Raw genomic sequence first — 22,951 nt, forward strand, 5'->3', positions numbered from 1 at the left:
AAACACAGATGGCCCCCCGCATCCTGCTGGCCCGCCACGGCCAGACGGCATGGTCCCTGCTCGGCAAGCACACGGGACGCACGGACGTGCCGCTGCTGGAGGAGGGCAGGCTGGGGGCGAAGCGGCTCGGCGAGCGCCTGGCCCGGGAACCCTGGGCGGGCCTGCGCGGCCTGGAGGTGCGCACGAGCCCGCTGGTCCGCGCGAGCGAGAGCTGCGACCTGGCCGGCTTCGGGGCCCAGGCCGATGCCTGGGACACCCTGATGGAGTGGGACTACGGCGACTACGAGGGCATGACGCCGGCCGAGATCCAGGCGGTCCGGCCGGGCTGGCTGATCTGGCGCGACGGGGTCCCCGGCGGCGAGTCCGTCGCCGACGTCTCGGCGCGCGCCGACGAGGTCGTGGCCTGGGCCCGCGCGGCCGAACGCGACGTCCTCGTCTTCGCCCACGGCCACATCCTGCGCACCCTGGCCGCCCGCTGGCTGGGCTTCGAGGCCTCCTTCGGCGCCCGCATCCGCCTGGACCCCACCTCCCTGTCGGTCCTGGGCTGGGCCTACGGCGCCCCGGCCCTGGAACGCTGGAACGACACGGGCCACCTGGAAGGCTGACCGCCCGGGCCCTGCCCCGCCAGGGGCGGGGGGAACTGCGCGCCCGGCCACGGCGCACCCGCACCCGAACCCCGGGCCGCCCGGCCCCGGCAGGCCAGCCGCCGCCGGGGCCGTGCCCCCGCCAGGGGCGCGGGGAACTGCGCGACCAGCCACGGCGCACCCGCACCCGAACCCCGGGCCGCCCTCCCCGCAGGGCGCCCCGCGCCACCGGCGGAGCGTCAGGCCTGGGCGTGGCGCGTCAGGAAGGCGCCCACGCGCGGGGAGCGCTGGTGGGGGACCAGGGTGTGGGCCGTGCCCGCCAGCATCGACCGGATCCGGGTCGAGTGGACCTCGGTCAGCAGGTCCAGGACCCGGCCGCCCGCCCAGGCGGCCTCGTCGGGCGCTCCCGCCCGGGCCAGGTCGTCGGCGAGCTCCGCCGTGTAGAGGGCGACGTTGCGCGCGAAGTGCGGGTCCTGGAGGTCCGCCGCCCGCCGGGCGTGCCGGGCCGCGCGGGCGTGTTCCCCGAGGGCGGCCCAGCAGCGGGACTCCAGCGATTCCAGCTCGGCCTCGCCGAAGAAGGACATCCACTCCGGGTCGGCGGCCGACGTCCCCCGCGCGAACTCCGCGTGCGCCCGCGCCAGGGACTCCTCGCACGCCCGGCGGTCCCCGAGGCCCGCCCAGCCGCCCGCCTCCCGCAGCGCCAGCAGCGCCAGCAGCCGGGGCGAGCCCAGGGAGCGGGCCGCGCGCCGGCCCGCCTGGGCGGCCCGTACCGACTCGCGGTGGCGGCCGCGGTCCCGGGCCAGGAAGGCCATGTTGCTGAAGGCGTGCGCCTCCAGGGCCGCGTTGCCGCAGACCCGGGCGGTGGCGAGGGCCTCCGCGTAGTGCGAGCGGGCGTCCTCGAAACGGCCCGAGTCGTGCGCCAGCCAGCCCACCGAGATGGCCAGTTCCCCGGCCCCCGCGTGCAGCCGGTCCTCGGTGGACTGGCGGGTGGTGCCCGCGTCGAGCAGCGCGTACGCGGTCCTCAGGGGCTGTGCCGCCCGCCGGTAGAGGGCGTCGGCGCCGTGCCGGTCGTCCAGCAGCCGGATCTGCCGTACCGCGTCCTCGACCGCGGCCGCCTCGGCCTCCCCGGCGCGGGAGGGGATCCTGCGGGCGTCGCCGAGCAGGGTGAGGCTGAGCGTCGCGGCCGCCACGGTCGCGGAGCCGCCCGTCATGAACGCGCGGCGCAGCACGTCGCTCTCCTTGGAACGCTGGACGAGGTGGGTGAAGACCGGCGGCGTCGGCAGTGCGCGCTGGGCCCCCCGGCCGCGCACCGCCTCGCGCGGGGAGAAGCCGAGGTCGGCCAGGGTGCGGCCGGGGAACATGTGGAGGAAGACCCGCTCGTAGGCGTAGTTGGGGCAGCGGATCTCGCCCGACTCGACCCGGCCGATGTAGCGGGCGTCGCAGGAAACCGTTTCGCCGATCTCCCGGGCGGCGCGGCGGACCATGGCCGCGAACTCGGCGGGGGAGTGCTGTCCGCGCAGGCGGCGGAAGGAGGAGTTGGGTGAGTGGGGGGACGCCGCCATGGACGTGTGCCTCTCTGGACGATCCCGGGTGTCCCGCAGGAAGGCAGGACCCCCGTCGATCCCTGTCGGTCTCGCTCCGGATTCAGGGTTCCGGCGCGCATGAACGTACCGCCGCCGCCGGGCGCCTCACACGGTGTTTGGCTACAAAACGGATATCTCACCCGCGATCCGCCATGAACTGCCATCCTTTGCGGCGTCTTGCCGCCGCACCCGTTGACGCTTCCGCGCGTTGAACCCATGCGGATACGGATCGAGGAGGGGTTCCCCTTGGTGGAGGCCGGCATGGACAGCATCGGAACGAACACCGCGCCCGAGCCCGGCGCGACCTCCCCGGCCCCGGCCCCGGCTCCGGGCCTGCGGGTCCCCCTCGAGGCCCCGGACCTGGTGACCGTGCCCGCCCGTCAGGGCCTGGAGGCGGTGGACATCATCCGGCGCGGCGCGGGCCTGGCCGCCCCCGGCGTCGGCCCGGTCCTGCACGACGGCTCCGGCGACACCCTCGCCTTCCTCGTCCCGCCCGGCACGGCCGACGCATGGGACCTGCCCGGCAGTGCCTGTACGCAGAGCAACGGGCGCGGCATGCGCTTCGGTGACCTCGCCGCCGCACCCACGGCGGGCGGTACGGGCTGGCTGCTGCCCCCCGACGCCGTGGGGCCGGTCACCGACCCCGAGGTGCTGCGCGCCGCGCTGGGCGAGGCGGCCCGGCTCATCGAGGCGGCCGACAACTGCCGGTGATGCCCTGGCCAGCGATAATGGGGGCGTGGCAGGCACAGGCAAGGGCAGCAGAGGCAAGGGCGGCAGGGGTAACAGGGGCGGCGCGATACCGGCCGCCGGACCGCTCTGCGGACAGGTGGGCGGCGGGCTGGCGGAGCTGGCACCGGACCGCGAGCGCTCCCGCGCCTGGACCCTGCTGATCGACGGCGCCCCGCAGTCCCACGTGGACCTGGACGACCCCGGCCACCTGGACTTCGCCTACCAGCGCCGGATCGGCCACCTGATCGACCTGATCGCGCCCGCCCGGCAGCCCCTGAACGTGGTGCACCTGGGCGGCGGCGCCTTCACCCTGGCCCGCTACACCGCCGCCGCGCGCCCCCGGTCCACGCAGCAGGTGGTGGAGGTGGACGGGGCCCTGGTGGCCTTCGTGCGGGAACACCTGCCGCTGGACCCGCAGGCGCGGATCCGCGTACGCGCCGTGGACGCGCGGGCGGGGCTCGCGAAGGTGCCGGACGGCTGGGCCGACCTGGTCATCGCGGACGTGTTCAGCGGGGCGCGCACCCCGGCCCACCTGACCAGCGGGGAGTTCCTGGACGAGGTGCGCCGGGCGCTGTCGCCCACCGGCTGGTACGTGGCCAACCTGGCGGACGGCCCGCCGCTGGCGCACCTGCGGGGCCAGGTCGCGACGGCCGCCTCCCGGTTCGCGGAGCTGGCGCTGGCGGCGGACCCCGTCGTCTGGCGGGGGAAACGTTTCGGCAATGCGGTCCTCGTGGCTTCCGACCGGGAGCTGCCCGTGGCCGAGTTCACCCGCCGCGTGGCGAGCGACCCGCACCCCGGCCGGGTCGAACACGGCCGCGCCCTGGCCGGCTTCACGGGCGGAGCCACCCCGGTGAGGGACGCCTCCGCGGTCCCCTCCCCCCAGCCCCCGCCCTCGGTCTTCCGCTGAGCGGCGGGCCGCGGGGAGCGCGCCCAGCCCCTACGGGTCGACGGTCTCCACCATCGGCGGATGGTCGTGCCAGGTGCAGAACACCGACACCTCGCGGCTGCCCTGGGTGAAGGTGACCCGGATCCAGAAGTCCTGCTTCCACACCTGCATCCGCCAGCCCGCCTCCGGTGTCGCCGAGACCAGCCCGGCCGAGGTGGCCCCGAGGTCGAAGACGACCCGGCCGCCCGACACCGAGTAGCTCTTCACCGTGCCGGACCCGCCGCCCTGACCGCCCTCCGGGTACGGGCGCTGGCCCGGCGCCGGCGCCTGCTTCGACCTCGCGGACGCCGAGGGCGCCGCCCCGGCCCGGTCCGGCGCGGACGCGGAGGCGGACGGGGACGCGGACGGTGAACCGGAAGGCGAGGGCGTCGGATCCGGCGCCCGGGTGGAGGAGGACGACGGCGTCGCGTCCGGCGCCCTGGCCGTCAGCGGCACCGCGCGCGGGGGATCGTAGGCCGTCCCGGACATGACCGTGTGCACACCCCACCACGACAGGGTCACGGCGGCCGCGGTCGCCAGCACCCAGGCCATGGCATGTACAGGTCCTCGTCGCATCAGGGCACATAGTGCACCACACGTCACAGACCCGTCCCGGCACCTCCCCGGGTCCCCCGGATGGACTACGGTGCGCCCATGGCTAGTGTGCTCGTGGTCGAGGACGACCAGTTCGTACGTTCCGCCCTCATCCGGCACCTGACCGAGGCCTCCCACACCGTGCGCAGCGTCGGCACGGCCCTGGAGGCCCTGCGCGAAGTCGCCCACAACCGCTTCGACGTGGTCATCCTCGACCTCGGACTGCCCGACCTCGACGGCTCCGAGGCCCTGAAGATGCTGCGCGGCATCACCGACGTACCGGTCATCATCGCCACCGCCCGCGACGACGAGGCCGAGATCGTCCGGCTCCTCAACGACGGCGCCGACGACTACCTGACCAAACCCTTCTCCGTCGAGCACCTCTCCGCCCGCATGGCCGCCGTTCTGCGCCGCGCCCGCGCCGCCGCGGGCGCCGAACCGCCCTCGCGCGTTCTGCGCGTCGGCGGCCTCGCCATCGACCCCCTGCGCCGCCAGGCCGAACTCGACGGCGCCGTACTCGACCTCACCCGGCGGGAGTTCGACCTGCTGGCCTTCCTCGCCGGCCGGCCCGGGGTGGTCGTGGCCCGGCGGGAGCTGCTCGCCGAGGTCTGGCAGCAGTCCTACGGCGACGACCAGACCATAGACGTGCACCTGTCCTGGCTCCGCCGCAAACTCGGCGAGACCGCCGCCCGGCCCCGCTACCTCCACACCCTGCGCGGGGTCGGGGTGAAGCTGGAGCCGCCGCTGTGAGATGGGCGCTGGTCAAGGTGTGCCTCGCGGTCACGACCATGGTGGTCCTGGCCTTCGCCGTGCCGCTGGCGATGGTGGTGCGGGAGATGGCCAGCGACCGGGCCTTCTCCAACGCCGAACGGCAGGCCGCCACCATGGGGCCGACCCTGTCCATCACCACCGACCCCGCACAGCTGCGCCGGGCCGTGGAGTCCACCGAGATGGGCGCCGCCGGACGGATGGCCGTGCACGTCCCCGCGATCGGCGGCGCCGCCCCCGTGGACATCGGCGACGGCCGCGCCGACGCGCAGGCGGTCGCCCAGACCCGCTCCCTGGGCCGGGCGACCACCGCCCGCGTCCCCGGCGGGGGATCGGCCCTGCTCCAGCCCATCGCCCTCGGCTCCGGGGACATCGCGGTCATCGAGATCTACGTGCCGGAGAGCGAGGTCAGCAACGGGGTCACCACCGCCTGGCTGATCCTCGGTGGCGTCGGACTCGCCCTCGTCATCGGCTCGGTGGCCGTCGCGGACCGGCTCGGCGCCCGCCTGGTGCGCCCCGCCGAACGGCTCGCGGACGCCGCGCACCAGCTGGGGGAGGGCAGGCTCGGGGCGCGGGTGCCCGAGGACGGCCCCAAGGAACTCCGCTCGGCGGCCCTCGCGTTCAACTCGATGGCGGACCAGGTCGTGGAACTCCTCGCCAACGAACGGGAGCTCGCCGCCGACCTCTCGCACCGGCTGCGCACCCCCCTGACCGTCCTGCGGCTCAACGCGGCCTCCCTGGGGGACGGCCCGGCCGCCGAGCACACCCGGGCGGCGGTGGAGCAGCTGGAGCGGGAGGTCGACACGATCATCCGCACCGCCCGCGAGCAGCGCCCGCCCGCCAGCACCGCCACCGCCGGCTGCGACGCCTCCGAGGTGATCCGCGACCGGATGGGCTTCTGGTCGGCGCTGGCGGAGGACGAGGGCCGCGAGGTCCGGCTCGCGGGCGTGGACCGCACGGTGCGGATCCCGGTGGCCCGGCCCGAGCTGGCGGCCGCGCTCGACGCCATGCTCGGCAACGTGTTCCGGCACACCCCGGAGGGCACGCCCTTCGCGGTGGACGTGCACGACGCCGGAGACGCCGTCATCGTCCTCGTCTCCGACGGCGGCCCCGGCATCGCCGACCCCGACGCCGCCCTGCGGCGCGGCAACGACGGCGCCCGCGACGGCTCGACGGGGCTGGGCCTGGACATCGTGCGCCGGGTGGCCGAGTCCACCGGCGGCGACGTGCGGCTCGGGCGCTCGGTGCTCGGCGGGACCGAGGTGCGGGTGTGGATCGCCCTGGACGGCCGGGCCCGGGGCGGCGAGGGCGGCCGCCGGGCCCGCCGCAAGCGCCGCGGCGCCTGACGCGCCCCACGCCGGCCCCGGACCACGGCGCGGACGACGACCTTCCGGAAATCGCCGGGATCTTGGACGCAGACGTTCCGCCGAGTCGTGGAATACCTTACGGATCGCGCCAGTTGGGGGCCGGTAAACACCCCCTCCCCGTAGCGGCCGCATCCCGCGCCGGCACGTGCAGAACCGAACCTGATGGGACATCCACATGCGCTACGCAGTTCTCGGCACCGGTGTCGTCGGCCGTACGGTGGCCGCCCGGCTGGCCTCCCTGGGCCACGAGGTGGTCATCGGCACCCGAGACCCGCGGTCCACCCTCGCCCGCGCCGAGTACGCCGCATGGCAGGCCGCCCACCCGGAGATCGGCCTCGCGGGCTTCGCGCCGGCCGCGCGGGACGGCGAGGTCCTGGTCAACGCCACGGGCGGCCGGGTCAGCGTCGACGCCCTGGGCGAGGCCGACGCGGCCGACCTGGACGGCAAGGTCCTCATCGACATCTCGAACCCGCTGGACTTCTCCAAGGGCTTCCCGCCCGTCCTGGACCCGGCCAACGACGACAGCCTCGGCGAGCTGATCCAGCGCACCTTCCCGCGGCTGCGCGTGGTCAAGACCCTCAACACCATGAACTGCCAGATCATGGTGGACCCGGCCCGGGTGCCGGGCGAGCACACCGTCTTCCTCTCCGGCGAGGACGCCGACGCCAAGAAGACCGTCCACGACCTGCTGGGCTCCTTCGGCTGGCCGGACCGCGCCATCCTCGACCTCGGCGGCATCGAGACCGCGCGCGGCACCGAGATGCTGCTGCCGGTGTGGCTGCGCGTCATGGGCGCCCTCGGGCACTCCGAGTTCAACTTCCACATCCAGGCGGCCGGCGGCCCCTCCGCCTGACCGCCGCCCCGCACCGCTCCGCCGGACGGGGGCGCAAATGTTGCCGCGCCCCCGTACCGCGCCGAGGGTGGCCGTGACGGAAGGAGCCACGCATGAGAGTCATGCTCAGGGCCCACATGGACACGGCCGCCACCAACGAGGGCATCACGACCGGAGGCCTGCCCCAGGCGATCAAGAGCCTGATGGACAGGGTCAAGCCCGAGGCGGCCTACTTCGGCCTCCACGAGGGCGTGCGCTCCTGCTGGATCGTCTTCGACCTCCAGGACAGCGGGCAGCTGCCCTCGCTGACCTGGGACCTGTTCCACGAGTTCAACGCCGAGATCGAGGTCGCCCCCGTCATGACCGGGGAAGACCTGGCGAAGGCACTGGGGGCGTTGCGTTCCTCGTGACGGCGGGCCCGAACCGGACCCGCCCCGCGGCCGCCGTCCCCAGCAGGGCCGACGCGGCCACCGCCCCGCACGACACCGCGAACGCGGCCCGGTACCCGTACGCGGCCGCCAGCGGCCCGGCCGCCGCCGCGGCGAGGGCCTGCCCGACGATCAGGCCGCTGCCCAGCACGGTCATGGCCTCGCCCATCCGCTCCGCCGGGCCGGTCCGCTCGGCCAGCCCGAACAGCGCGATCAGGTGCGGGGCCACGGCCAGCCCGATCCCGGCCACGGCCGCCGCCGCACCCCACAGCCCCGACACCGCGAGCAGCGGCAGCGTGAGCAGCGCCTGGATCCCGACCGTCCAGCGCAGCCGCACCGGCAGGTCCGCGCTCCCGGGCCGGGCCACGGTCACCAGGCCGGCGAGGGAGCTGGTCACCGCCATCCCGGCCCAGACCAGCCCGGCCGCGCCGCCCTCGCCCAGCGAGCCCGCCAGCGCGTTGACGCCCGTGTTGGCCCCGCCGAACGCGGCTCCCTGCAGCACGGCCATGGTGAACAGCAGGGCCAGCCCCGCAGACCACAGGCGTACGCCGGCCCGCGCGCCCCCCGCCGCGACCGGTCCGGGCGCGCTCGGGTGCAGGGCGAACAGCGTCCCCGACACCAGGATCAGGAGTGCCGCCAGCACCAGCGCCGAGGCCGGGTGCACGGTCACCGCGAGGATCCCGGCCAGCGCGGGCCCCACCACGAAGCCGATCTCGTCGAGGGTGGTGTCGAAGGACAGCGCGGAACCCAGCAGGGCCCGGTCCTCCCCGGCCAGCCGCGCCCAGCGGGCCCGCGCCAGCGGCCCCACCTGCGGGACGGTCAGCCCGGCCGCCACCGCCAGCCCCATCCGGGCGGCCAGCGGCAGCCCGGCCAGCACGGCCGCGACCAGGGCGCACAGCACGGCGGCGTTCGCGGCGCAGGCGACGAGCAGCACCGGGCGGTGGCCGCGCCGGTCGGCCAGCCTCCCGATGACCGGCCCGCCCAGGGCCTGGCCCAGCCAGAGCGCGGAGGCGACGGCGCCGGCGTCGCCGATGCCGTCGCGGTCGTTGATGAGCAGCAGCGTGCCGACGGGGCAGAGCGCGGCGGGCAGCCGGGCCAGGAACGCGTGCACGGGCAGGACGCGCCCGCCGAGGGCGAACACCCCGCGCAGCCCTGCGGGAGCGGCCCCGGCCTCGGGCCGGGACACGGTGGAACGGGACATGGGGCAGCCTCCAGCCGCACGCCGACCCTCCCGTTTCTCCGGCGCACACCGTTGCCCGTCGGCCGTGACGCTAGTCACGGAACGCCCCCTTCGGAAGGCCCCGGGCGGCCGGGGCACCGGAAGGGCACCGTGGGAACGCAGAAGGCCCCGGTCCGCTTTCGCGTACCGGGGCCTTCCCGCAGGGTGAGTGACGGGACTTGAACCCGCGGCCACCTGGACCACAACCAGGTGCTCTACCAACTGAGCTACACCCACCATGTCCGGTCGCAGAACGACCGGCCGAAGAAAAGGGTACAGGGTGTTGGAGGGTGCTCGCTCCACCTTTCCCCCGCGCCCCCCTCCGGAGGGCCTACTCGTCCGTGACGACGTGCTTGGCGGCGATGGTGCGGGCGGTGTCGGAGTCGGGTCCGGGCTGCGGCACGAAGACCGCCTCCCGGTAGTAGCGCAGCTCGGCGATGGACTCCTTGATGTCCGCGAGCGCCCGGTGGTTGCCGTTCTTCGGCGGGCTGTTGAAGTACGCCCGCGGGTACCAGCGGCGCGCCAGCTCCTTCACCGAGGACACGTCCACGATCCGGTAGTGCAGGTGGCTCTCCAGCGCGGGCATGTCGCGCGAGAGGAACCCGCGGTCGGTGCCGACCGAGTTCCCGCACAGCGGGGCCTTGCGCGGCTCCTTCACGTGTTCCCGCACGTACGCCAGGACCTGGGCCTCGGCGTCGGCGAGGGTCGTGCCGGCGGCCAGCTCGTCGAGCAGGCCGGAGGCGGTGTGCATCTCGCGCACCACGTCCGGCATGGTCTCCAGGGCCGCGTCCGGCGGGCGGATCACGATGTCCACGCCTTCGCCGAGCACGTTGAGCTCCGAGTCGGTGACCAGCGCGGCCACCTCGATAAGTGCGTCGTCCGTCAGCGAGAGCCCGGTCATCTCGCAGTCGATCCACACCATGCGATCGTTCATGCGCCCCACCTTATGCGGAAGGTCCCCCCACCGGTGCTCCACCGGTGGGGGGACCTCCCTCCGCTCGCGCGGGACGGCTACGCGTGCTCGCGCAGCACCCTGCTCGGGGCGTACAGCTCGGTCACGCTCGGGCCGGAGGCGGCCAGGGCCGCCGCGGCCCGCTGGGGCTGCGGGGTGCGCTGGTGCGGCACGGGCGAGCCCTGCATCTCCGACACCGGCACGTCGGCCTGGGGCCGGCGGGCGCGGTAGGCGGAGCGGTAGGCGGCCGGGGAGGAGCCCAGCTGCCGCCGGAAGTGGCCGCGCAGGGCGACCGGCGAGCGGAAGCCGCAGCGTCCGGCGACCTCGTCGACCGAGTAGTCGGAGGTCTCCAGGAGCCGCTGTGCCTGGAGCACCCGCTGGGTGATCAGCCACTGGAGCGGCGCGCTGCCGGTGAGCGAGCGGAACCTCCGGTCGAAGGTGCGCCTGCTCATGTAGGCGCGGGCGGCCAGCGTCTCCACGTCGAACTGCTCGTGGAGGTGCTCAAGCGCCCAGGCGACGACCTCGGCGAGCGGGTCGGCGCCGATCTCCTCGGGCAGCGACCGGTCGAGGTAGCGCTCCTGGCCGCCGGTGCGGCGCGGCGGGACGACGAGCCTGCGGGCCAGGGCCCCGGCCGCCTCGCTGCCGTGGTCGGTGCGCACGATGTGCAGGCACAGGTCGATTCCGGCCGCGGTGCCCGCGGACGTCAGCACGTCGCCGTCGTCGACGAACAGCTCGCGCGGGTCGACGTGGACGGACGGGTAGCGCTTGGCCAGCGTCGGCGCGTACATCCAGTGCGTCGTCGCGGGCCGGCCGTCGAGCAGCCCGGCGGCGGCGAGCACGAAGGCTCCCGTGCACAGGCCGACGATCCGGGCGCCTTCCTCGTGCGCCAGCCGCAGCGCGTCGAGCGCTTCCGGCGGGGGCGGCGAGGTGATGGAGCGCCAGGCCGGGACGACGACCGTGCCTGCCCGGGCGATCGCCTCCAACCCGTACGGCGCGGTCAGTTCGAGTCCGCCGGTGGTCCGCAGCGGACCGTCCTCCCCGGCGCACACGAGCAGTCGATAGCGTGGAACTCCCGCGTCCTGCCGGTCGATCCCGAACACGGACAGCGGAATGGAACTCTCGAAGATCGGCCCGCCGCTGAACAGCAGCACGGCGACGATCTCCCTGCGACGACGCCCCGCGAGCTTCCGGCCCGCGTCTGCGACGACAGCGGCGGTGGAATCCTGGCTCATGGCGCTAAGCCCCCCTTGGGTGTCGCGACTCCTTGGTCTGGTCGCACCTGCACGTTTCCCCTCGGCCTTGCACGTGGATCCCCCGCCGTAAATACATGATCGAATCTACTGCGTCCCGTGGTGTCGGCGTGACAAGTTCAGCACGCAGCGCTATGTCGACTTGGCAACTTGGCGAAAAGCATTCGATCAGGAAGCGTTCCACTCCGCTACCCGACGGGGAAGCCCGCGATCCGGCCGTGGCCAGTACTCATGGGGTCGAATCGTCCCCTGTCGCCCGTAGTCGCTGATGGTAGGGGGGTTGGGGGGACATTCCGGCAAGGGAAGCACAGGGTCCGGAAGTTGGCTGAAAACAACCGGGTGTGTACGTGCGAATCGGTCAGTCGTGAGGGGACGTCCCTGCGGAACCGTGGCAGCCGCGGTGCGAACCGGCCCCGGTGCGCGAGTGCCGGCCTCGGTGCCCGGACGGAAGCGGATCCTCCGACAGGACGCGGGCCGCGGCCCGCTCCGTCTTCTCCGAGTACCGCAGCAGCACCCGGCAGGCGGCCGTGACGGCGGCCAGCCCCAGGGTCGCCACGGCGGCCCCGCCGTACGAGGTCCCGTAGACCACCAGGACGACCGGCACGAGCAGGCAGCTGAAGGCCGCCCAGCGCACCACGTCACCCGCCGGGTCCTCGTGTACCCGTCCGGCGGACTGCACGGACGGGTGAAGCGGAGCGCGCGCCGAGGGCGGCGCGGAGCGGGCGGACCGGGCGGACCGCGTCATCGGAGCGGGCTGGACGGGCGGGACGGGGTGAACCGGATGGCCGGGCACGGCGTACTCCCTGCGGGCTCTTCCTGGACGGTCGGACTCCTGTCCAACGTCCCGGTGCGGCCCTCGGTCACTGCGCGCACGGGTGGCGCGAGGGTCTCTGGTCACTGCCTGTAGGGGACAGCTGCCATTGCCAAGGCGCCCGCGCTCCGGCATGCTCCCTGGGACGCTCTCCAAGGGCGGCATGCCCTGTGCAGGACAGGAGTGTCGCCGTACCCTGGTGGGTAAGGGCTTGGAAAGATGCTTCCAGGACAGAGCATGGTCACGCTGCGTCGCCGAAAACGCTCGTGGCACGGGCCCCGTCGTCAGAAGATCCGAGTCGCCGAAACCGTCCCTGTCGCTTCCCCCGAGGACTCCTCCCCGAGACACCATGGCCGGTCACGAATTCCCCGAACCCGCGGACCGCAAGCGCAAGCACCTCGCCGATTCCGTATCGAGCGACCTGCGCGCGGTGGAACAGACGCGCCACCCCTGCGACCCGGCCTTCCGCCACGGCGTGGTGGTTGGCTTCGACGGCTCCACGTCCAGTGAACGCGCCCTGGCGTACGCGATCGGCATGGCCCGGCGCTCCGGTTCCGGTCTGATCATCGTGCACGTCGCGAACCGGCTGCCCACCACGGTGTGGGCCGGCTGCGAGCCGCCCGTCTTCGTGGACGTCCCCGACCACCGCACCGAGGTGCTGGGCCTGGAGCTGGCCTGCGCGGACTACCTGTCCGAGGTGCCGTGGATCCTCGTCGAGCGCGGCGGCGACATCTGCCACGAGCTGGAGGAGGTCGGCCGGGAGTACTCGGCGGACGCCATCGTGGTGGGCTCCACCCACGGGATCGTCGGCCGGATCTTCGGCTCGGTCGCGGGGCGGCTGGCGAAGCGGGCACAGCGACCCGTTGTTGTCATTCCGTAACCCGCTGTATGTCGATTGTGCGGTTGTGAACCCCCTTGTAAAGGGTAGATAAATGCTGCTGGGACGCAGCAAACAACTGCAGATCGAAGGGAGCCCGCCGTGGACAATGGTGTCTCTGCGGGAAGCAAGGCCTCGACTTCGACCCTGGGGAACATCGCCCTGGGTCTCACCCTTCTCGCGTTCGGTATCGGCCACACGGGTGTCCTCTCGGGTGTGACCGCCGCCAACTCCGTCTCGCTCGCCATGTACGTCGGCGGGGCGGCCCTCTTCCTCCTCGGCCTCCTGGAGTACCGCGGCGGCAACGGGTTCAACGGCACCGCCTTCGCGGGCCTCGGCATCTTCTGGTTCACCTGGGCCAAGGGCGCGGGAGCCTCGGTCTCCGACGAGGCGGCCGGAACGTTTCTCGTCCTCTTCGCGATGCTCGCGCTGACCCTGACGCTCGCCGCGTCGAGCGGGCTGTTCGGCCAGGGCGTCTACGGCCTGCTGACCCTCTCCCTCCTCCTGCTGGCCATAGCCGCCTTCGCGGACACCGCCGCCCTGGCCAAGGCGGGCGGCTGGGTCGCGGCCGTCTCCGGGCTGCTGGCCTGGTACGGGGCCACGGCCGCGCTGGCCAACTGGCCGATGGCGCTGGGCAGGACCTCCGGACGGGCGGTCGCCGCGGGCTGACGGGCCCGGACCGCGGGTAACGCGAAGGGGTGCCACCGGAGTTCCGGTGGCACCCCTTCCGCGTGCCGTGCCCGCGCCCGCTTCCGCGTGCGCGCGCCGTGACTACTCGACGGTGACGGACTTCGCCAGGTTGCGCGGCTTGTCGATGTCCCGGCCCAGGGCCAGGGCCGTGTGGTACGCCAGCAGCTGGAGCGGGATGCCCATCAGGATCGGGTCCAGCTCGTCCTCGTTCTTGGGCACGAGGATGGTGTGGTCGGCCTTCTCCTGCTCGCGGTGCGCGACGGCCAGGATGCGGCCGCTGCGGGCCTTGATCTCCTCCAGCGCCGCGCGGTTCTTCTCCAGCAGGTCGTCGTCCGGGACGATCGCGACCGTCGGCATGGCCGGCTCGATGAGGGCGAGCGGGCCGTGCTTCAGCTCGGAGGCCGGGTAGGCCTCGGCGTGGATGTAGGAGATCTCCTTCAGCTTGAGGGAGGCCTCCAGGGCGACCGGGTAGCCCCGGACGCGGCCGATGAACATCATCGACTTGGCGTCGGCGTACTCGGCGGCGAGGCGCTTGATGTCCTCCTCGCCCTTCAGGATCTCCTCGATCTGCGCGGGCAGCTTGCGCAGGCCCTCGATGATCCGCTTGCCGTCGGTGACCGACAGGTCCCGGATCCGGCCGAGGTGCACGGCGAGCAGTGCGAAGGCCACCACCGTGTTGGTGAAGCACTTGGTGGAGACGACGCAGACCTCGGGCCCGGCGTGCACGTACACGCCGCCGTCCGCCTCGCGGGCGATGGCGGAGCCGACCACGTTGACCACGCCGAGGACGCGGGCGCCCTTGCGCTTGAGCTCCTGGACGGCCGCGAGCACGTCGTACGTCTCACCCGACTGGGAGACGGCGATGTACAGGGTGTCGGGGTCCACGACCGGGTTGCGGTAGCGGAACTCGGAGGCCGGCTCGGCGTCGGCGGGGATGCGGGCCATGCTCTCGATCAGCCCGGCGCCGATCAGACCGGCGTGGTACGAGGTGCCGCAGCCCAGGATCTTGACCCGGCGGATGCCGCGCGCCTCGCGCGGGTCCAGGTTCAGGCCGCCCAGGTGGACGGTGTTGAAGCGGTCGTCGATCCGGCCGCGCAGCACGCGGTCGACCGCGTCGGGCTGCTCGGAGATCTCCTTGTGCATGTAGGTGTCGTGGCCGCCCATGTCGTAGGAGGCGGCCTCCCACTCCACGGTCTCCGGGGTGGCGGTGGTCGTCGTACCGCTGGTGGTGTAGGTGCGGAAGTCGTCGGCCTTGAGGGTCGCCATCTCGCCGTCGTTGAGGGTCACGACCTGGCGGGTGTGCGCGATCAGGGCGGCCACGTCGGAGGCGACGAGCATCTCCTTCTCGCCGATGCCGAGGATGACCGGGGAGCCGTTGCGGGCGACGACGATGCGGTCGGCGAAGTCGGCGTGCATGACGGCGATGCCGTAGGTGCCCTCGATGACCTTGAGCGCCTCGCGGACCTTCTCCTCCAGGCTGTCGGCCTGGGAGCGGGCGATCAGGTGGGTGATCACCTCGGTGTCGGTCTCGGACGCGAAGACGACGCCCTCGGCCTCCAGCTTGGCGCGCAGCTCGGCGGCGTTGTCGACGATGCCGTTGTGGACGACGGCGACCTTGTTCTCGGGGTCCAGGTGCGGGTGCGAGTTGGTGTCGCTCGGGGCGCCGTGGGTGGCCCAGCGGGTGTGGGCGATGCCGGTGGTGCCGGCGAAGCGCTTGGGGACGCGGGCTTCCAGGTCGCGGACGCGGCCCTTCGCCTTGACCATCTTCAGCGCGGCGGCCTTCGGGCTGTTGACGACGATGCCGGCGGAGTCGTATCCGCGGTACTCCAGTCGTGCCAGGCCTTCGAGCAGCAGCGGCGCCACGTCACGCTTGCCGATGTAACCGACGATTCCGCACATACGGTGTTGCCCCTCCTGAGGTTCGGTGGTCGTGCTCTTCCCCGCGCGGCCGGCCCGGGCCCGCCGCGCCGGCCCCGGTCAGCCGTAGACGATGCGGCGCAGCTGCCGGAGCGAGAGCTCCGGTGGCGCCACGGCGCGGTGCGGCAGTTCGGCCGCGATCCGCTCGAAGATCTCGGCGTTGACCGCGCCGCCCGACTGCAGCTCGCGGTGGCGGCGGCGGACGAACTCCTCCGTCGTCTCGTTGAAGTAGGCGAGCACGTCCAGCACCACCCGGGCGGCTTCCCCGCGCTGCAGCGCGGTGCTGCGCACCAGGTGGTCGACGAGGTCGTCATGCGACGGGCGGCGGTCGAGCACCAGTAGATATTGACTGTCCAAGGAGTGAAACGCAAAGATCCTGCCCGATATCGGGCAGGATCTCGCTGGTCTGGACCAGGGAATAGGAGATTCCGGTACTCCGTGGTCAGAAACGACCCAAAATCGCCGCCTTCGCCGCCGAGAACTCATCTGCGGTGAGGATCCCCGACTGGTGCAGCTCGCCCACCTCGCGCAGCCGCCGCAGCAGGGTGTCGTGGTCCGCGGGCTCGCCCGCCAGCGCCGGGGCCGCGTCCGCGAGGGGCAGGGGCCGCGCCGGCTCGGGCGCGGGAGCCGCCGGATGGGGCATCCGCACCGCCACGGCCGCCGCGACCAGCGCCATCAGCGGGTCCTTCTTGAAGCCGAAGAGCTCCACCGCGCAGCGGTCGTACTTGGGTGCGGGGGCCTTCGTCGCCCCCTCCAGGGTGAACCGCAGCCATCCGTGGTCCAGGCCCTTCGAAGGGGACCAGTCCACCGCCCGCACGTCCGCGACCCGGAACTCGCACGGGCCGCCCGAGCGCTTGGCCTCCTCGGTGGTCCAGTTCCAGTCCAGCACCACCCGGTCGCCGTCGAAGGAGACCGTGGCGTCGCCCGCCCCGAACGACAGCGGCAACGGCGGCCCCGGCATCAGGTACGCGTCGCACGGCCCCGGATCCACCTCGTCCAGCAGCAGGGCGTTCCGTACCTCGTCCACGAAGTACTCCGCGACGCCGCTGCGGTCCGACTCCACCGACAGCCGGTACGGGTCCGAGGCCTCCGGCAGCCGCCCGCCCGTCACCTGCACCAGCGGGTCCGCCCCGTCCCGCAGCCGCAGCCGCAGCCGGCCCGCCTTGCGCCCCGGCTCGTAACTGATCCCCCCTATCGCGCGCAGCGGCACGACCACCTCGCCCAGGTGCTGCCGCAGCAGCCCCACCCCCTTGTCACGGCCCGGCACGATGCGCACCGCGTCCCCGTCGAAGGTCCACGTACCGTCCTTCTGGATGATTTCCGCCATCCGATGATTCTCCCACCGCCAAGTGCCGCCCGAGGGCGGGCCGTTTGGCCTATACCTGGGCGGATGAGAGCCCCGCGCCGCACGCTCGCCGCCCTCCTCGCCCTGGCCGCCGCCGTCTCCTGCACGGCGGCCCACGGCGACGACGCCGGGCACCCGCACGCCTCCGCCGTCCTCACCCCCTACGAACGGCTCCTGCCGGCGCCGGTCTCCGCGCGGGCCTCGGGCGGTGCCGGGTACGCCTTCGGCCCGGGCACGGTGATCCGTACCGGGCCCGGCTCGGGGGAGGAGGTCCGGCGGGTCGGCGAACTCCTCGCGGAGCAGCTGCGCGGGCCGAGCGGACTGCCGCTGCCGGTGGCCGGCGGGGAGGAGGGGGACGGGGACGGGATCCGGCTGCGGCTGGACCCCGGGGCCCGGGAGCTGGGCGCGGAGGGCTACCGGCTGCGGACCACCGCCTCCGGGGTCACCGTGACCGCGCACGCCCCGGCGGGCCTCTTCCGCGGCGGGCAGACGCTGCGGCAGCTGCTGCCGGTGCGGGGCGCGGGCGAGGTCCCGGGGGGCGAGGTCACGGACACCCCCCGCTTCGCGTACCGCGGGGCCATGGTCGACGTCGCGCGCCACCACTTCCCCGTCGAACAGGTCAAGCGGTACGTCGACCAGGTGGCCCAGTACAAGATCAACACCCTGCACGTGCACCTCACCGACGACCAGGGCTGGCGTATCGCCGTCGACTCCTGGCCGCGCCTGGCGGCGTACGGCGGCGCGAGCGAGGTCGGCGGCGGGCCCGGCGGCCACTGGACCAAGGACGAGTACCGGGACCTGGTCGCCTACGCGGCCCGCCGCTACGTCGACGTGGTCCCGGAGATCGACATGCCCGGCCACGTCAACGCCGCCCTCGCCTCCTACGCGGAGCTGAACTGCGACGGCAGGGCCCCCGAGCGCTACACCGGGGTCAAGGTCGGCTTCAGCTCCCTCTGTGTCGGCAAGGAGCGCACGTACGAGTTCATCGACGACGTCCTCGGCGAACTGGCCGCCCTCACCCCCGGCCGCTACCTCCACATCGGCGGCGACGAGGCCCACTCCACCCCGGCGGCGGACTACGCGGCCTTCATGGACCGCGCCCAGGCGGTGGTGGCGAGGCACGGCAAGACGGTGGTGGCCTGGCACCAGCTCGCGAACGCCCGCCCGGCGCCGGGCGCGGTCCTCCAGTACTGGGGCACCGACAAGACAGCGGCGGCGGAGAAGTCGGCGGTGGCGGCGGCCGCCCGCGCGGGCCACCCCCTGATCCTCTCGCCGGCGGACCGCGCCTACCTGGACATGAAGTACGACAAGGAGACGAAGCCGGGCCTGGCCTGGGCCGGCTACGTCCCGGTGCAGCGCTCCTACTCCTGGAACCCGGGCACCCACCTCCCCGACGTCCCCGAATCCGCGGTCCTCGGCGTGGAAGCCCCCCTCTGGACGGAGACCATCGCCGGCCGCGCCGACTGGGAACTGATGGCCTTCCCCCGCCTCCTGGGCCTCGCGGAACTCGGCTGGTCCCCGGCGGCGGCCCTCTCCTGGCCCGCCTACCGCGACCGCCTGGCGGCCCAGGGCCCCCGCCTGGCCGCGCAGGGGACGGCGTACTACCGGGCACCGGAGGTGCCCTGGGAGTAGCCGCCGACGGCGTGGCTGTCGCCGGTCCGTGCCACGATCTGCGGAGGCGGGGGTCGGTCGGCGGGAGCCAAGGGGGCATTTTCGGATGGGATTTGACGAGGAGTGGGCTCAGCTGCGGGCGGCCGCGGCCGCGCGGCTGACCGCAGGGCCCGGTGTGACGCCGGGCCGGGTCGCGGCAGTGGCGGATCCGCTCGGTGAGGCGCGGGAGGCGGCCGGGGCGCGGCTGGCCGCGTTCCGGAGGCAGCTGGTGCTGGTACCGCTGGACACGCTGGGCGGGTTGTGGACCGCTCGGCTCGGCGGGCTGGACTGGATCTGCGCCTTCTCGGGAGAGGAAACGTTTGCCCGGTTCGCCGAGGCGCGGGGCGAAGCCGGGTCTGAGTGGGCGTTCCGGCGGGTGGCCGGTGCCCGGCTGCTGGACGAGGTGATCCCGGAGTTGGACTTCCCCTGCGGGGTGGCTCTGGACGCCGCCGGTCCCGACGGCGCGGTGTTCCCGCCGGTGCGCGGGATCGTGCCGGGTGCGGCGGCGCTGGACGGGGAGGTGGCGGCGTGAGCGGGGAGGGTTCCGACCTGGACGTGTCGAAGCAGGCACTCGGTCAGATCGCCGACGGGATCACGAAGACGCTGGCCGAGCTGAAGGAGCTCGGGATGGTGGGCACGGCCAGCATGGGCCGGGGCTTCTCGGACCTGTCGCTGTCCGGGCTGGAGACCGGCCACGACGGCCTGACCTCCTCCTTCAACGCGTTCTGCGAGCGCTGGGAGTGGGGCGTGCGTTCCCTGGTCCAGCAGGGCAACGACTTCGCCGCCAACGTGGGCCTGTCGGCCGGCCTGGTGCACGAACAGGACCAGTACATCCAGGGCGGCTTCAAGGTGCTGGTCAACTCGGCCCTGGGCAACCCGTACGCCTCCGAGGGCGACATCACGGGGAAGGACTGGGGCGAGGTCCTCGCCGACAACCCGTACACGCAGGTCAGGGACGCGGACTACAGCGCGGAGTCCTTCCAGCGGGCCGACCGGAACAGCACGGAGGCCTGGAAGGGCGCGGTACGGGACGTGAACAGCTCCGACACCCTCCTCCACAACCAGTTGCTGGACGCCACCGGTCTGCGGGACGACATGGACAGGGCCGTGGAGGGCTGGGTCGGGCCCGCACCGGAGGCCGGCAAGGGCGGCAAGGGCGGTGAGCACTGATGCCGGACTGGGGAGGTCTGGTCGACCGGGGGCTGGAGAAGCTGGAGGACGGCTGGGACGCCACCAAGAAGGCGGTCGGCGAGGGCGTGAGCGGCGCCGCCCACGGCGTCGGCGACGTCCTGGACCAGGTGGGCGCGCACGGCTGGGCGGACAAGGTCGACGACTGGGGCGACGGCGTCGCCTCGAACCTCGGCGCCTCCGTGGGCGAACAGCAGCTCGGCCAGACCGAGCAGGCCGACGAACTGGTCCACGGCAAGCCGGCGGCGATCCGCGAGGCGGCCGCCCACCTCGCCGACTTCCACTCCGCCTTCGACAAGGTCGGCCAGGGCATGAAGGCCCTGGAAACCGGCAACTGGGAGGGCGCGGCCGCCGAGGCGTTCCGCGAGAAGTTCGCGATGCACCCCACGGACTGGTTCCACGCGTCGGACGCCTGCCAGGACGGCGCCAATGCCCTCAAGCACTACGCGGACACCGTGGAATGGGCCCAGAAGCAGGCCGCCCAGGCCGTCGACCTCTACCGGCAGGGCGTGAAGGCCACGAAGGAGGCGGCCGACGCCTACCGGGCCAGGGCCGACGCGTACGAGGCCGCGGCCAAGGCCGGCCGAGACCCGGGCCCCTGCCCCGCACCGGGCGCCGACCCGGGCGAGGCGGCGCGGGGGCGCGCGCAGGAGATCCTCACGGAGGCCCGCCGCCAGCGCGACGAGGCCGCCCGAACGGCCCAGCGGGCCGTGGAGGCGGCCACGGAGAAGGCCCCGGCCATGCCGTCGGCGTCCGAGCGCGCCTGGGGCAGCTTCGTCGACCACGAGGCCGGCCAGGCGCTGGAGCTGAACCACTTCGTCGGCGGCGTGCTCAAGGGCACGGCGGCCACCGTCGACTTCGCCCGCGGCCTGAACCCGTACGACCCGTACAACCTCACCCACCCGGCCGAGTACTCCCAGCACGTCAACATGACCCTGGCGGGCCTCGTCTCCACGGCCGCCCACCCGGAACGCATCCCGAGCGCCCTCCTCGACCCCCTCAAGGACGACCCCAGCGAGGGCCTCGGCCGCCTGGTACCGGAGCTGCTGGGCCCCAAGGGCGCGGGCGCCGCCCGCACGGGGACACGGGTCGCGGAGACGGCCGCGGAGGTGGCGGCGAAGCCGTCACGCTGGAAGCGGTTGGCGCAGCCGGCGGAAGGTTTGACGAAAGAGAAGGCGATACACGCGGACAGCGTCACGAAGCGCCAGGCCAACAAGTTCCTGGATGCGGAGTTCCCCTGGCTCAAGGACATGAACAACACGGGTCAGACCGGCTACCGGGTCAACTGCACGCACAACGTGGTGACCGTCGACAGGCGGCTGGACGGTATCGAGGTCTCGGCAGCCCCCAGGGCCAAGCCGGGTGACGTACCGTACGAAGAGCTCGGGGTGAAGCCGAGCGCGAAGAAGGTCGTACAGAGTTATGACGACATCATCAGGGACCTTGAGGCGCGGGGTGAGGGCTCACGCAGCGTGGTCGCCATTTCCCGCCACGGCAGGCCGGGACACGTGTTCAACGCTGTCAACACTCCCCATGGCGTTGTCTTCCTGGACGGTCAGACCGGCACCCTGGCCCGGCTGGAGACGAAGAACATCAAGGAACTCGCCCATGTCCCCTATAGATAGTGCTGTCGGGAAGCAGAGATGCGTACGTTGAACGATGCCGTCGAGGCGGCCAGGCCCTTCCTCGAAGAGGCGTTCGCCTCCGAGCCGTGGACGCTCGTCCTCCAGCCGGAGCTCAGCGAGGAGTTCGACCTGGCCTGGGTCGTCCACTTCGACACGCAGGAGAGCATCGACGCGGACGACCACTGGGTAGGGCCGCTCACCAAGCTGGTGCTCGTCCCGAAGGACGGCGGTGCGGTGCAGTTCCCGCCGTCGCACCTGCCGTTGGACGAATTCCTGGCCTACGTGCGGCACGGCGGATGGGCCGCGGCCTACAGAGCCGGGACCATCAAGGCCGAGCCGTGGCAGACCGCGCTGGAATGGCTCCTCAAGACCTATCGCGGGCTCGTCGAGCTGGTGGGGATCGAGCCGGTGGCCGAGGACGCGGGCACCTGGCTGTTCGCCTGCCGGACCATCGAGCAGCCGGGGTATCCGCGGACGCCGATGCTGGCCGCCTCCGTCGTGGTGCCCAAGGACGCCGGGACGCCCTTCCACCCCGCCGCGGACGACCCGTGGAGCGACGCCGCGGCCTACACCCGGACGGGAGAGGAGCCGGACCCGCAGGCGCAGGCCCGGCGGCTGAACTCGCGCGGGTGTGTCGTCACCGTGGCCGCGGCCATCGCCGGGGCTCCGTCGAGCCCGCTGCCCTGGCAGCCCTCGCACGAGGCGCCCGGGTGGTGGGAGCTGCTGCTCAAGCGGTACTTCCCGACCGCCGAGCAGCTGCGGTGCGGGAGCTGGGACGAGGTGATCCGGCGGGTCGAGGAGACCGGGCCGGACACCCAGGGCGTGGTGTGGGTGCGCCGGGCGATCGGCGGTACCGAGGTCAGCGGGCACCTGCTGTACGCGCACAACCACAGCGGCACGGTGGTGTTCCTCGACGGCATGACGGGCGGGCTCGCCCGGCTCGACACCGAGAGCGTGCTGGAGCTGGTGTTCGCGGGGTTCCGGCCGGGGGCGCCGCAGTCCGCCGAGGACTTCGGGGCGGCGCGGGCGAAGGCCGAGGCGTGGCTGGGGGAGACGTACGAGGTGCTCGTCGAGCTCGTGGCGCCGGATCCGGCCGACGAGACGGCCCGGGGGTGGCTGTTCGCCTGCCAGACCACCGCCGCGCTGCGGACGGGCGACTGGCGGCACTCGATGCTCGACGCCGCGCTGGTGGTGCCGAAGGGGCCGGGGGCGCCGTTCCTGCTGCCCAACTCCGACCCGTGGGGGTTCTTCGCCCGCTGGGACCGGGGCGAGGCGGCCGGGCCCACGCCCGAGCCGGGGAAGGCCGACTGGTTCGCCTCGACGATGGCGCAGCTGGGGCCCGTCATGCAGGTGTCCGAGTTCCCGACGGTCACCGCCTCCGTCCAGGCGCTCGCGGCCCTGCCGCCCGGGGGCCGCGCCCTGGTGTGGGTGCGCCGGCTGGACGGGCGGGGACGGGAGTCCACCGGTCTGCTGCTCACCGGCCTGCGTTCCGAGGGCGGCTTCGTGGGGCTCGTGGACGGTTCGGCGGAGGAGCTCAAGAGCCTCGACGGGTTCCGGGAGTCCGGGGTCCGGGTCGTCCGCTACCGCTGAGGGACGGCACGACGCCGGGGCCGCGAA

Annotated in this window: 23 protein-coding genes and 1 tRNA gene; 14 read left to right on the top strand and 10 right to left on the bottom strand. The window is 73.5% G+C overall.

Annotation, left to right across the window (positions count from 1 at the left end; translation table 11 throughout):
• The first annotated feature begins 8 nt into the window (after positions 1–8).
• Positions 9–605, top strand: coding sequence for a histidine phosphatase family protein (locus tag ABD973_RS20710; RefSeq protein ID WP_125594150.1), 597 nt, complete (start codon positions 9–11; stop codon positions 603–605).
• Positions 606–823: 218 nt separating this feature from the next.
• Here ABD973_RS20710 and ABD973_RS20715 read toward each other — a convergent pair whose 3' ends face one another.
• The gene (locus ABD973_RS20715; RefSeq protein ID WP_345501427.1) at positions 824–2,146 is read right to left on the bottom strand and encodes an NsdA family TPR-like regulatory protein; all 1,323 of its coding nucleotides are present in this window, start codon (positions 2,144–2,146) and stop codon (positions 824–826) included.
• Between the two features lie 282 nt (positions 2,147–2,428).
• Between ABD973_RS20715 and ABD973_RS20720 the strand changes: the two genes are divergently transcribed.
• Together ABD973_RS20720 and ABD973_RS20725 are read left to right on the top strand one after the other, a co-directional pair.
• A complete protein-coding gene (locus ABD973_RS20720; RefSeq protein ID WP_125821204.1) occupies positions 2,429–2,878 on the top strand; it encodes a hypothetical protein in 450 nt (149 codons plus the stop codon).
• 25 nt (positions 2,879–2,903) lie between these two features.
• The gene (locus ABD973_RS20725) at positions 2,904–3,803 is read left to right on the top strand and encodes a spermidine synthase (protein ID WP_125594147.1); all 900 of its coding nucleotides are present in this window, start codon (positions 2,904–2,906) and stop codon (positions 3,801–3,803) included.
• 30 nt (positions 3,804–3,833) lie between these two features.
• Here the strand turns inward: ABD973_RS20725 and ABD973_RS20730 are convergent, their stop codons facing one another.
• Complete coding sequence (locus ABD973_RS20730; RefSeq protein ID WP_125594146.1) at positions 3,834–4,397, bottom strand: hypothetical protein; 564 nt, start codon at positions 4,395–4,397, stop codon at positions 3,834–3,836.
• A 78-nt stretch (positions 4,398–4,475) separates the two neighbouring features.
• Between ABD973_RS20730 and ABD973_RS20735 the strand changes: the two genes are divergently transcribed.
• From ABD973_RS20735 to ABD973_RS20750, 4 genes are all read left to right on the top strand, one after another.
• On the top strand, positions 4,476–5,165 hold the full coding sequence (locus tag ABD973_RS20735; protein WP_185899126.1) for a response regulator transcription factor: 690 nt from the start codon (positions 4,476–4,478) through the stop codon (positions 5,163–5,165).
• Positions 5,162–6,529, top strand: coding sequence for a sensor histidine kinase (locus ABD973_RS20740; RefSeq protein WP_125821202.1), 1,368 nt, complete (start codon positions 5,162–5,164; stop codon positions 6,527–6,529). Before ABD973_RS20735 ends, ABD973_RS20740 begins: the two co-directional genes overlap by 4 nt.
• A gap of 196 nt (positions 6,530–6,725) precedes the next feature.
• Positions 6,726–7,403 carry an NADPH-dependent F420 reductase gene (locus ABD973_RS20745; protein WP_125821201.1) on the top strand — a complete coding sequence of 226 codons (678 nt, stop codon included), beginning with the start codon at positions 6,726–6,728 and terminating at the stop codon, positions 7,401–7,403.
• 92 nt (positions 7,404–7,495) lie between these two features.
• Positions 7,496–7,792 (top strand): DUF3303 family protein, encoded by a 297-nt coding sequence (locus ABD973_RS20750; RefSeq protein ID WP_125821200.1) that lies wholly within the window; start codon positions 7,496–7,498, stop codon positions 7,790–7,792.
• Here ABD973_RS20750 and ABD973_RS20755 read toward each other — a convergent pair.
• The 5 genes from ABD973_RS20755 to ABD973_RS20775 all read right to left on the bottom strand — a co-directional run bounded on the left by ABD973_RS20755 (position 7,740) and on the right by ABD973_RS20775 (position 11,976).
• Positions 7,740–9,011, bottom strand: coding sequence for an MFS transporter (locus tag ABD973_RS20755; RefSeq protein ID WP_125821199.1), 1,272 nt, complete (start codon positions 9,009–9,011; stop codon positions 7,740–7,742). The two genes, ABD973_RS20750 and ABD973_RS20755, sit on opposite strands and share 53 nt — an antisense overlap.
• A gap of 182 nt (positions 9,012–9,193) precedes the next feature.
• Positions 9,194–9,266: transfer RNA gene (locus ABD973_RS20760), tRNA-His, on the bottom strand.
• A gap of 94 nt (positions 9,267–9,360) precedes the next feature.
• Positions 9,361–9,963, bottom strand: a complete 603-nt coding sequence (gene orn, locus ABD973_RS20765; protein ID WP_007264198.1) for an oligoribonuclease — start codon at positions 9,961–9,963, stop codon at positions 9,361–9,363.
• A 77-nt stretch (positions 9,964–10,040) separates the two neighbouring features.
• Complete coding sequence (locus ABD973_RS20770; protein WP_125594141.1) at positions 10,041–11,213, bottom strand: helix-turn-helix domain-containing protein; 1,173 nt, start codon at positions 11,211–11,213, stop codon at positions 10,041–10,043.
• A gap of 376 nt (positions 11,214–11,589) precedes the next feature.
• Positions 11,590–11,976: a hypothetical protein gene (locus ABD973_RS20775; RefSeq protein ID WP_125821198.1), complete on the bottom strand. Its 387-nt coding sequence runs from the start codon at positions 11,974–11,976 to the stop codon at positions 11,590–11,592.
• A 415-nt stretch (positions 11,977–12,391) separates the two neighbouring features.
• Here ABD973_RS20775 and ABD973_RS20780 point away from each other — a divergent pair, with 415 nt between their 5' ends.
• Positions 12,392–12,922 (top strand): universal stress protein, encoded by a 531-nt coding sequence (locus ABD973_RS20780; protein ID WP_007264195.1) that lies wholly within the window; start codon positions 12,392–12,394, stop codon positions 12,920–12,922.
• A 99-nt stretch (positions 12,923–13,021) separates the two neighbouring features.
• Positions 13,022–13,588, top strand: a complete 567-nt coding sequence (locus ABD973_RS20785) for an acetate uptake transporter (RefSeq protein WP_125821197.1) — start codon at positions 13,022–13,024, stop codon at positions 13,586–13,588.
• A gap of 102 nt (positions 13,589–13,690) precedes the next feature.
• Here the strand turns inward: ABD973_RS20785 and glmS are convergent, their stop codons facing one another.
• The 3 genes from glmS to ABD973_RS20800 all read right to left on the bottom strand — a co-directional run bounded on the left by glmS (position 13,691) and on the right by ABD973_RS20800 (position 16,853).
• Positions 13,691–15,508: a glutamine--fructose-6-phosphate transaminase (isomerizing) gene (gene glmS / locus ABD973_RS20790; protein ID WP_125594138.1), complete on the bottom strand. Its 1,818-nt coding sequence runs from the start codon at positions 15,506–15,508 to the stop codon at positions 13,691–13,693.
• 78 nt (positions 15,509–15,586) lie between these two features.
• A complete protein-coding gene (locus tag ABD973_RS20795) occupies positions 15,587–15,862 on the bottom strand; it encodes a hypothetical protein (RefSeq protein WP_007264192.1) in 276 nt (91 codons plus the stop codon).
• Between the two features lie 106 nt (positions 15,863–15,968).
• On the bottom strand, positions 15,969–16,853 hold the full coding sequence (locus ABD973_RS20800) for a DUF4429 domain-containing protein (protein ID WP_125821196.1): 885 nt from the start codon (positions 16,851–16,853) through the stop codon (positions 15,969–15,971).
• Between the two features lie 63 nt (positions 16,854–16,916).
• Between ABD973_RS20800 and ABD973_RS20805 the strand changes: the two genes are divergently transcribed.
• The 5 genes from ABD973_RS20805 (at position 16,917) to ABD973_RS20825 (ending at position 22,924) form a co-directional block, all read left to right on the top strand.
• On the top strand, positions 16,917–18,503 hold the full coding sequence (locus ABD973_RS20805; protein WP_125821195.1) for a beta-N-acetylhexosaminidase: 1,587 nt from the start codon (positions 16,917–16,919) through the stop codon (positions 18,501–18,503).
• An 85-nt stretch (positions 18,504–18,588) separates the two neighbouring features.
• Positions 18,589–19,053 (top strand): SseB family protein, encoded by a 465-nt coding sequence (locus ABD973_RS20810; protein WP_241253240.1) that lies wholly within the window; start codon positions 18,589–18,591, stop codon positions 19,051–19,053.
• Positions 19,050–19,691, top strand: coding sequence for a hypothetical protein (locus tag ABD973_RS20815; protein ID WP_125821194.1), 642 nt, complete (start codon positions 19,050–19,052; stop codon positions 19,689–19,691). The genes ABD973_RS20810 and ABD973_RS20815 overlap by 4 nt, the downstream gene beginning before the upstream one ends.
• Positions 19,691–21,334 carry a putative T7SS-secreted protein gene (locus ABD973_RS20820; protein WP_345501429.1) on the top strand — a complete coding sequence of 548 codons (1,644 nt, stop codon included), beginning with the start codon at positions 19,691–19,693 and terminating at the stop codon, positions 21,332–21,334. The genes ABD973_RS20815 and ABD973_RS20820 overlap by 1 nt, the downstream gene beginning before the upstream one ends.
• Positions 21,335–21,352: 18 nt before the next feature.
• Positions 21,353–22,924 (top strand): YrhB domain-containing protein, encoded by a 1,572-nt coding sequence (locus tag ABD973_RS20825; RefSeq protein WP_345501430.1) that lies wholly within the window; start codon positions 21,353–21,355, stop codon positions 22,922–22,924.
• The last annotated feature ends 27 nt before the right edge of the window (positions 22,925–22,951 follow it).

The organism is Streptomyces racemochromogenes (assembly GCF_039535215.1).
GTDB classification, from domain to species: Bacteria; Actinomycetota; Actinomycetes; order Streptomycetales; family Streptomycetaceae; genus Streptomyces; species Streptomyces racemochromogenes.

Bases quoted from the DNA above. Each gene is read 5' to 3' on its own strand.
- ABD973_RS20710 (WP_125594150.1), top strand. From the start codon at position 9: ATGGCCCCCCGCATCCTGCTGGCCCGCCACGGCCAGACGGCATGGTCC.
- ABD973_RS20715 (WP_345501427.1), bottom strand. From the start codon at position 2,146: ATGGCGGCGTCCCCCCACTCACCCAACTCCTCCTTCCGCCGCCTGCGC.
- ABD973_RS20720 (WP_125821204.1), top strand. From the start codon at position 2,429: ATGGACAGCATCGGAACGAACACCGCGCCCGAGCCCGGCGCGACCTCC.
- ABD973_RS20730 (WP_125594146.1), bottom strand. From the start codon at position 4,397: ATGCGACGAGGACCTGTACATGCCATGGCCTGGGTGCTGGCGACCGCG.
- ABD973_RS20735 (WP_185899126.1), top strand. From the start codon at position 4,476: ATGGCTAGTGTGCTCGTGGTCGAGGACGACCAGTTCGTACGTTCCGCC.
- ABD973_RS20745 (WP_125821201.1), top strand. From the start codon at position 6,726: ATGCGCTACGCAGTTCTCGGCACCGGTGTCGTCGGCCGTACGGTGGCC.
- ABD973_RS20750 (WP_125821200.1), top strand. From the start codon at position 7,496: ATGAGAGTCATGCTCAGGGCCCACATGGACACGGCCGCCACCAACGAG.
- ABD973_RS20755 (WP_125821199.1), bottom strand. From the start codon at position 9,011: ATGTCCCGTTCCACCGTGTCCCGGCCCGAGGCCGGGGCCGCTCCCGCA.
- orn (WP_007264198.1), bottom strand. From the start codon at position 9,963: ATGAACGATCGCATGGTGTGGATCGACTGCGAGATGACCGGGCTCTCG.
- ABD973_RS20770 (WP_125594141.1), bottom strand. From the start codon at position 11,213: ATGAGCCAGGATTCCACCGCCGCTGTCGTCGCAGACGCGGGCCGGAAG.
- ABD973_RS20775 (WP_125821198.1), bottom strand. From the start codon at position 11,976: ATGACGCGGTCCGCCCGGTCCGCCCGCTCCGCGCCGCCCTCGGCGCGC.
- ABD973_RS20780 (WP_007264195.1), top strand. From the start codon at position 12,392: ATGGCCGGTCACGAATTCCCCGAACCCGCGGACCGCAAGCGCAAGCAC.
- glmS (WP_125594138.1), bottom strand. From the start codon at position 15,508: ATGTGCGGAATCGTCGGTTACATCGGCAAGCGTGACGTGGCGCCGCTG.
- ABD973_RS20800 (WP_125821196.1), bottom strand. From the start codon at position 16,853: ATGGCGGAAATCATCCAGAAGGACGGTACGTGGACCTTCGACGGGGAC.
- ABD973_RS20805 (WP_125821195.1), top strand. From the start codon at position 16,917: ATGAGAGCCCCGCGCCGCACGCTCGCCGCCCTCCTCGCCCTGGCCGCC.
- ABD973_RS20810 (WP_241253240.1), top strand. From the start codon at position 18,589: ATGGGATTTGACGAGGAGTGGGCTCAGCTGCGGGCGGCCGCGGCCGCG.
- ABD973_RS20820 (WP_345501429.1), top strand. From the start codon at position 19,691: ATGCCGGACTGGGGAGGTCTGGTCGACCGGGGGCTGGAGAAGCTGGAG.
- ABD973_RS20825 (WP_345501430.1), top strand. From the start codon at position 21,353: ATGCGTACGTTGAACGATGCCGTCGAGGCGGCCAGGCCCTTCCTCGAA.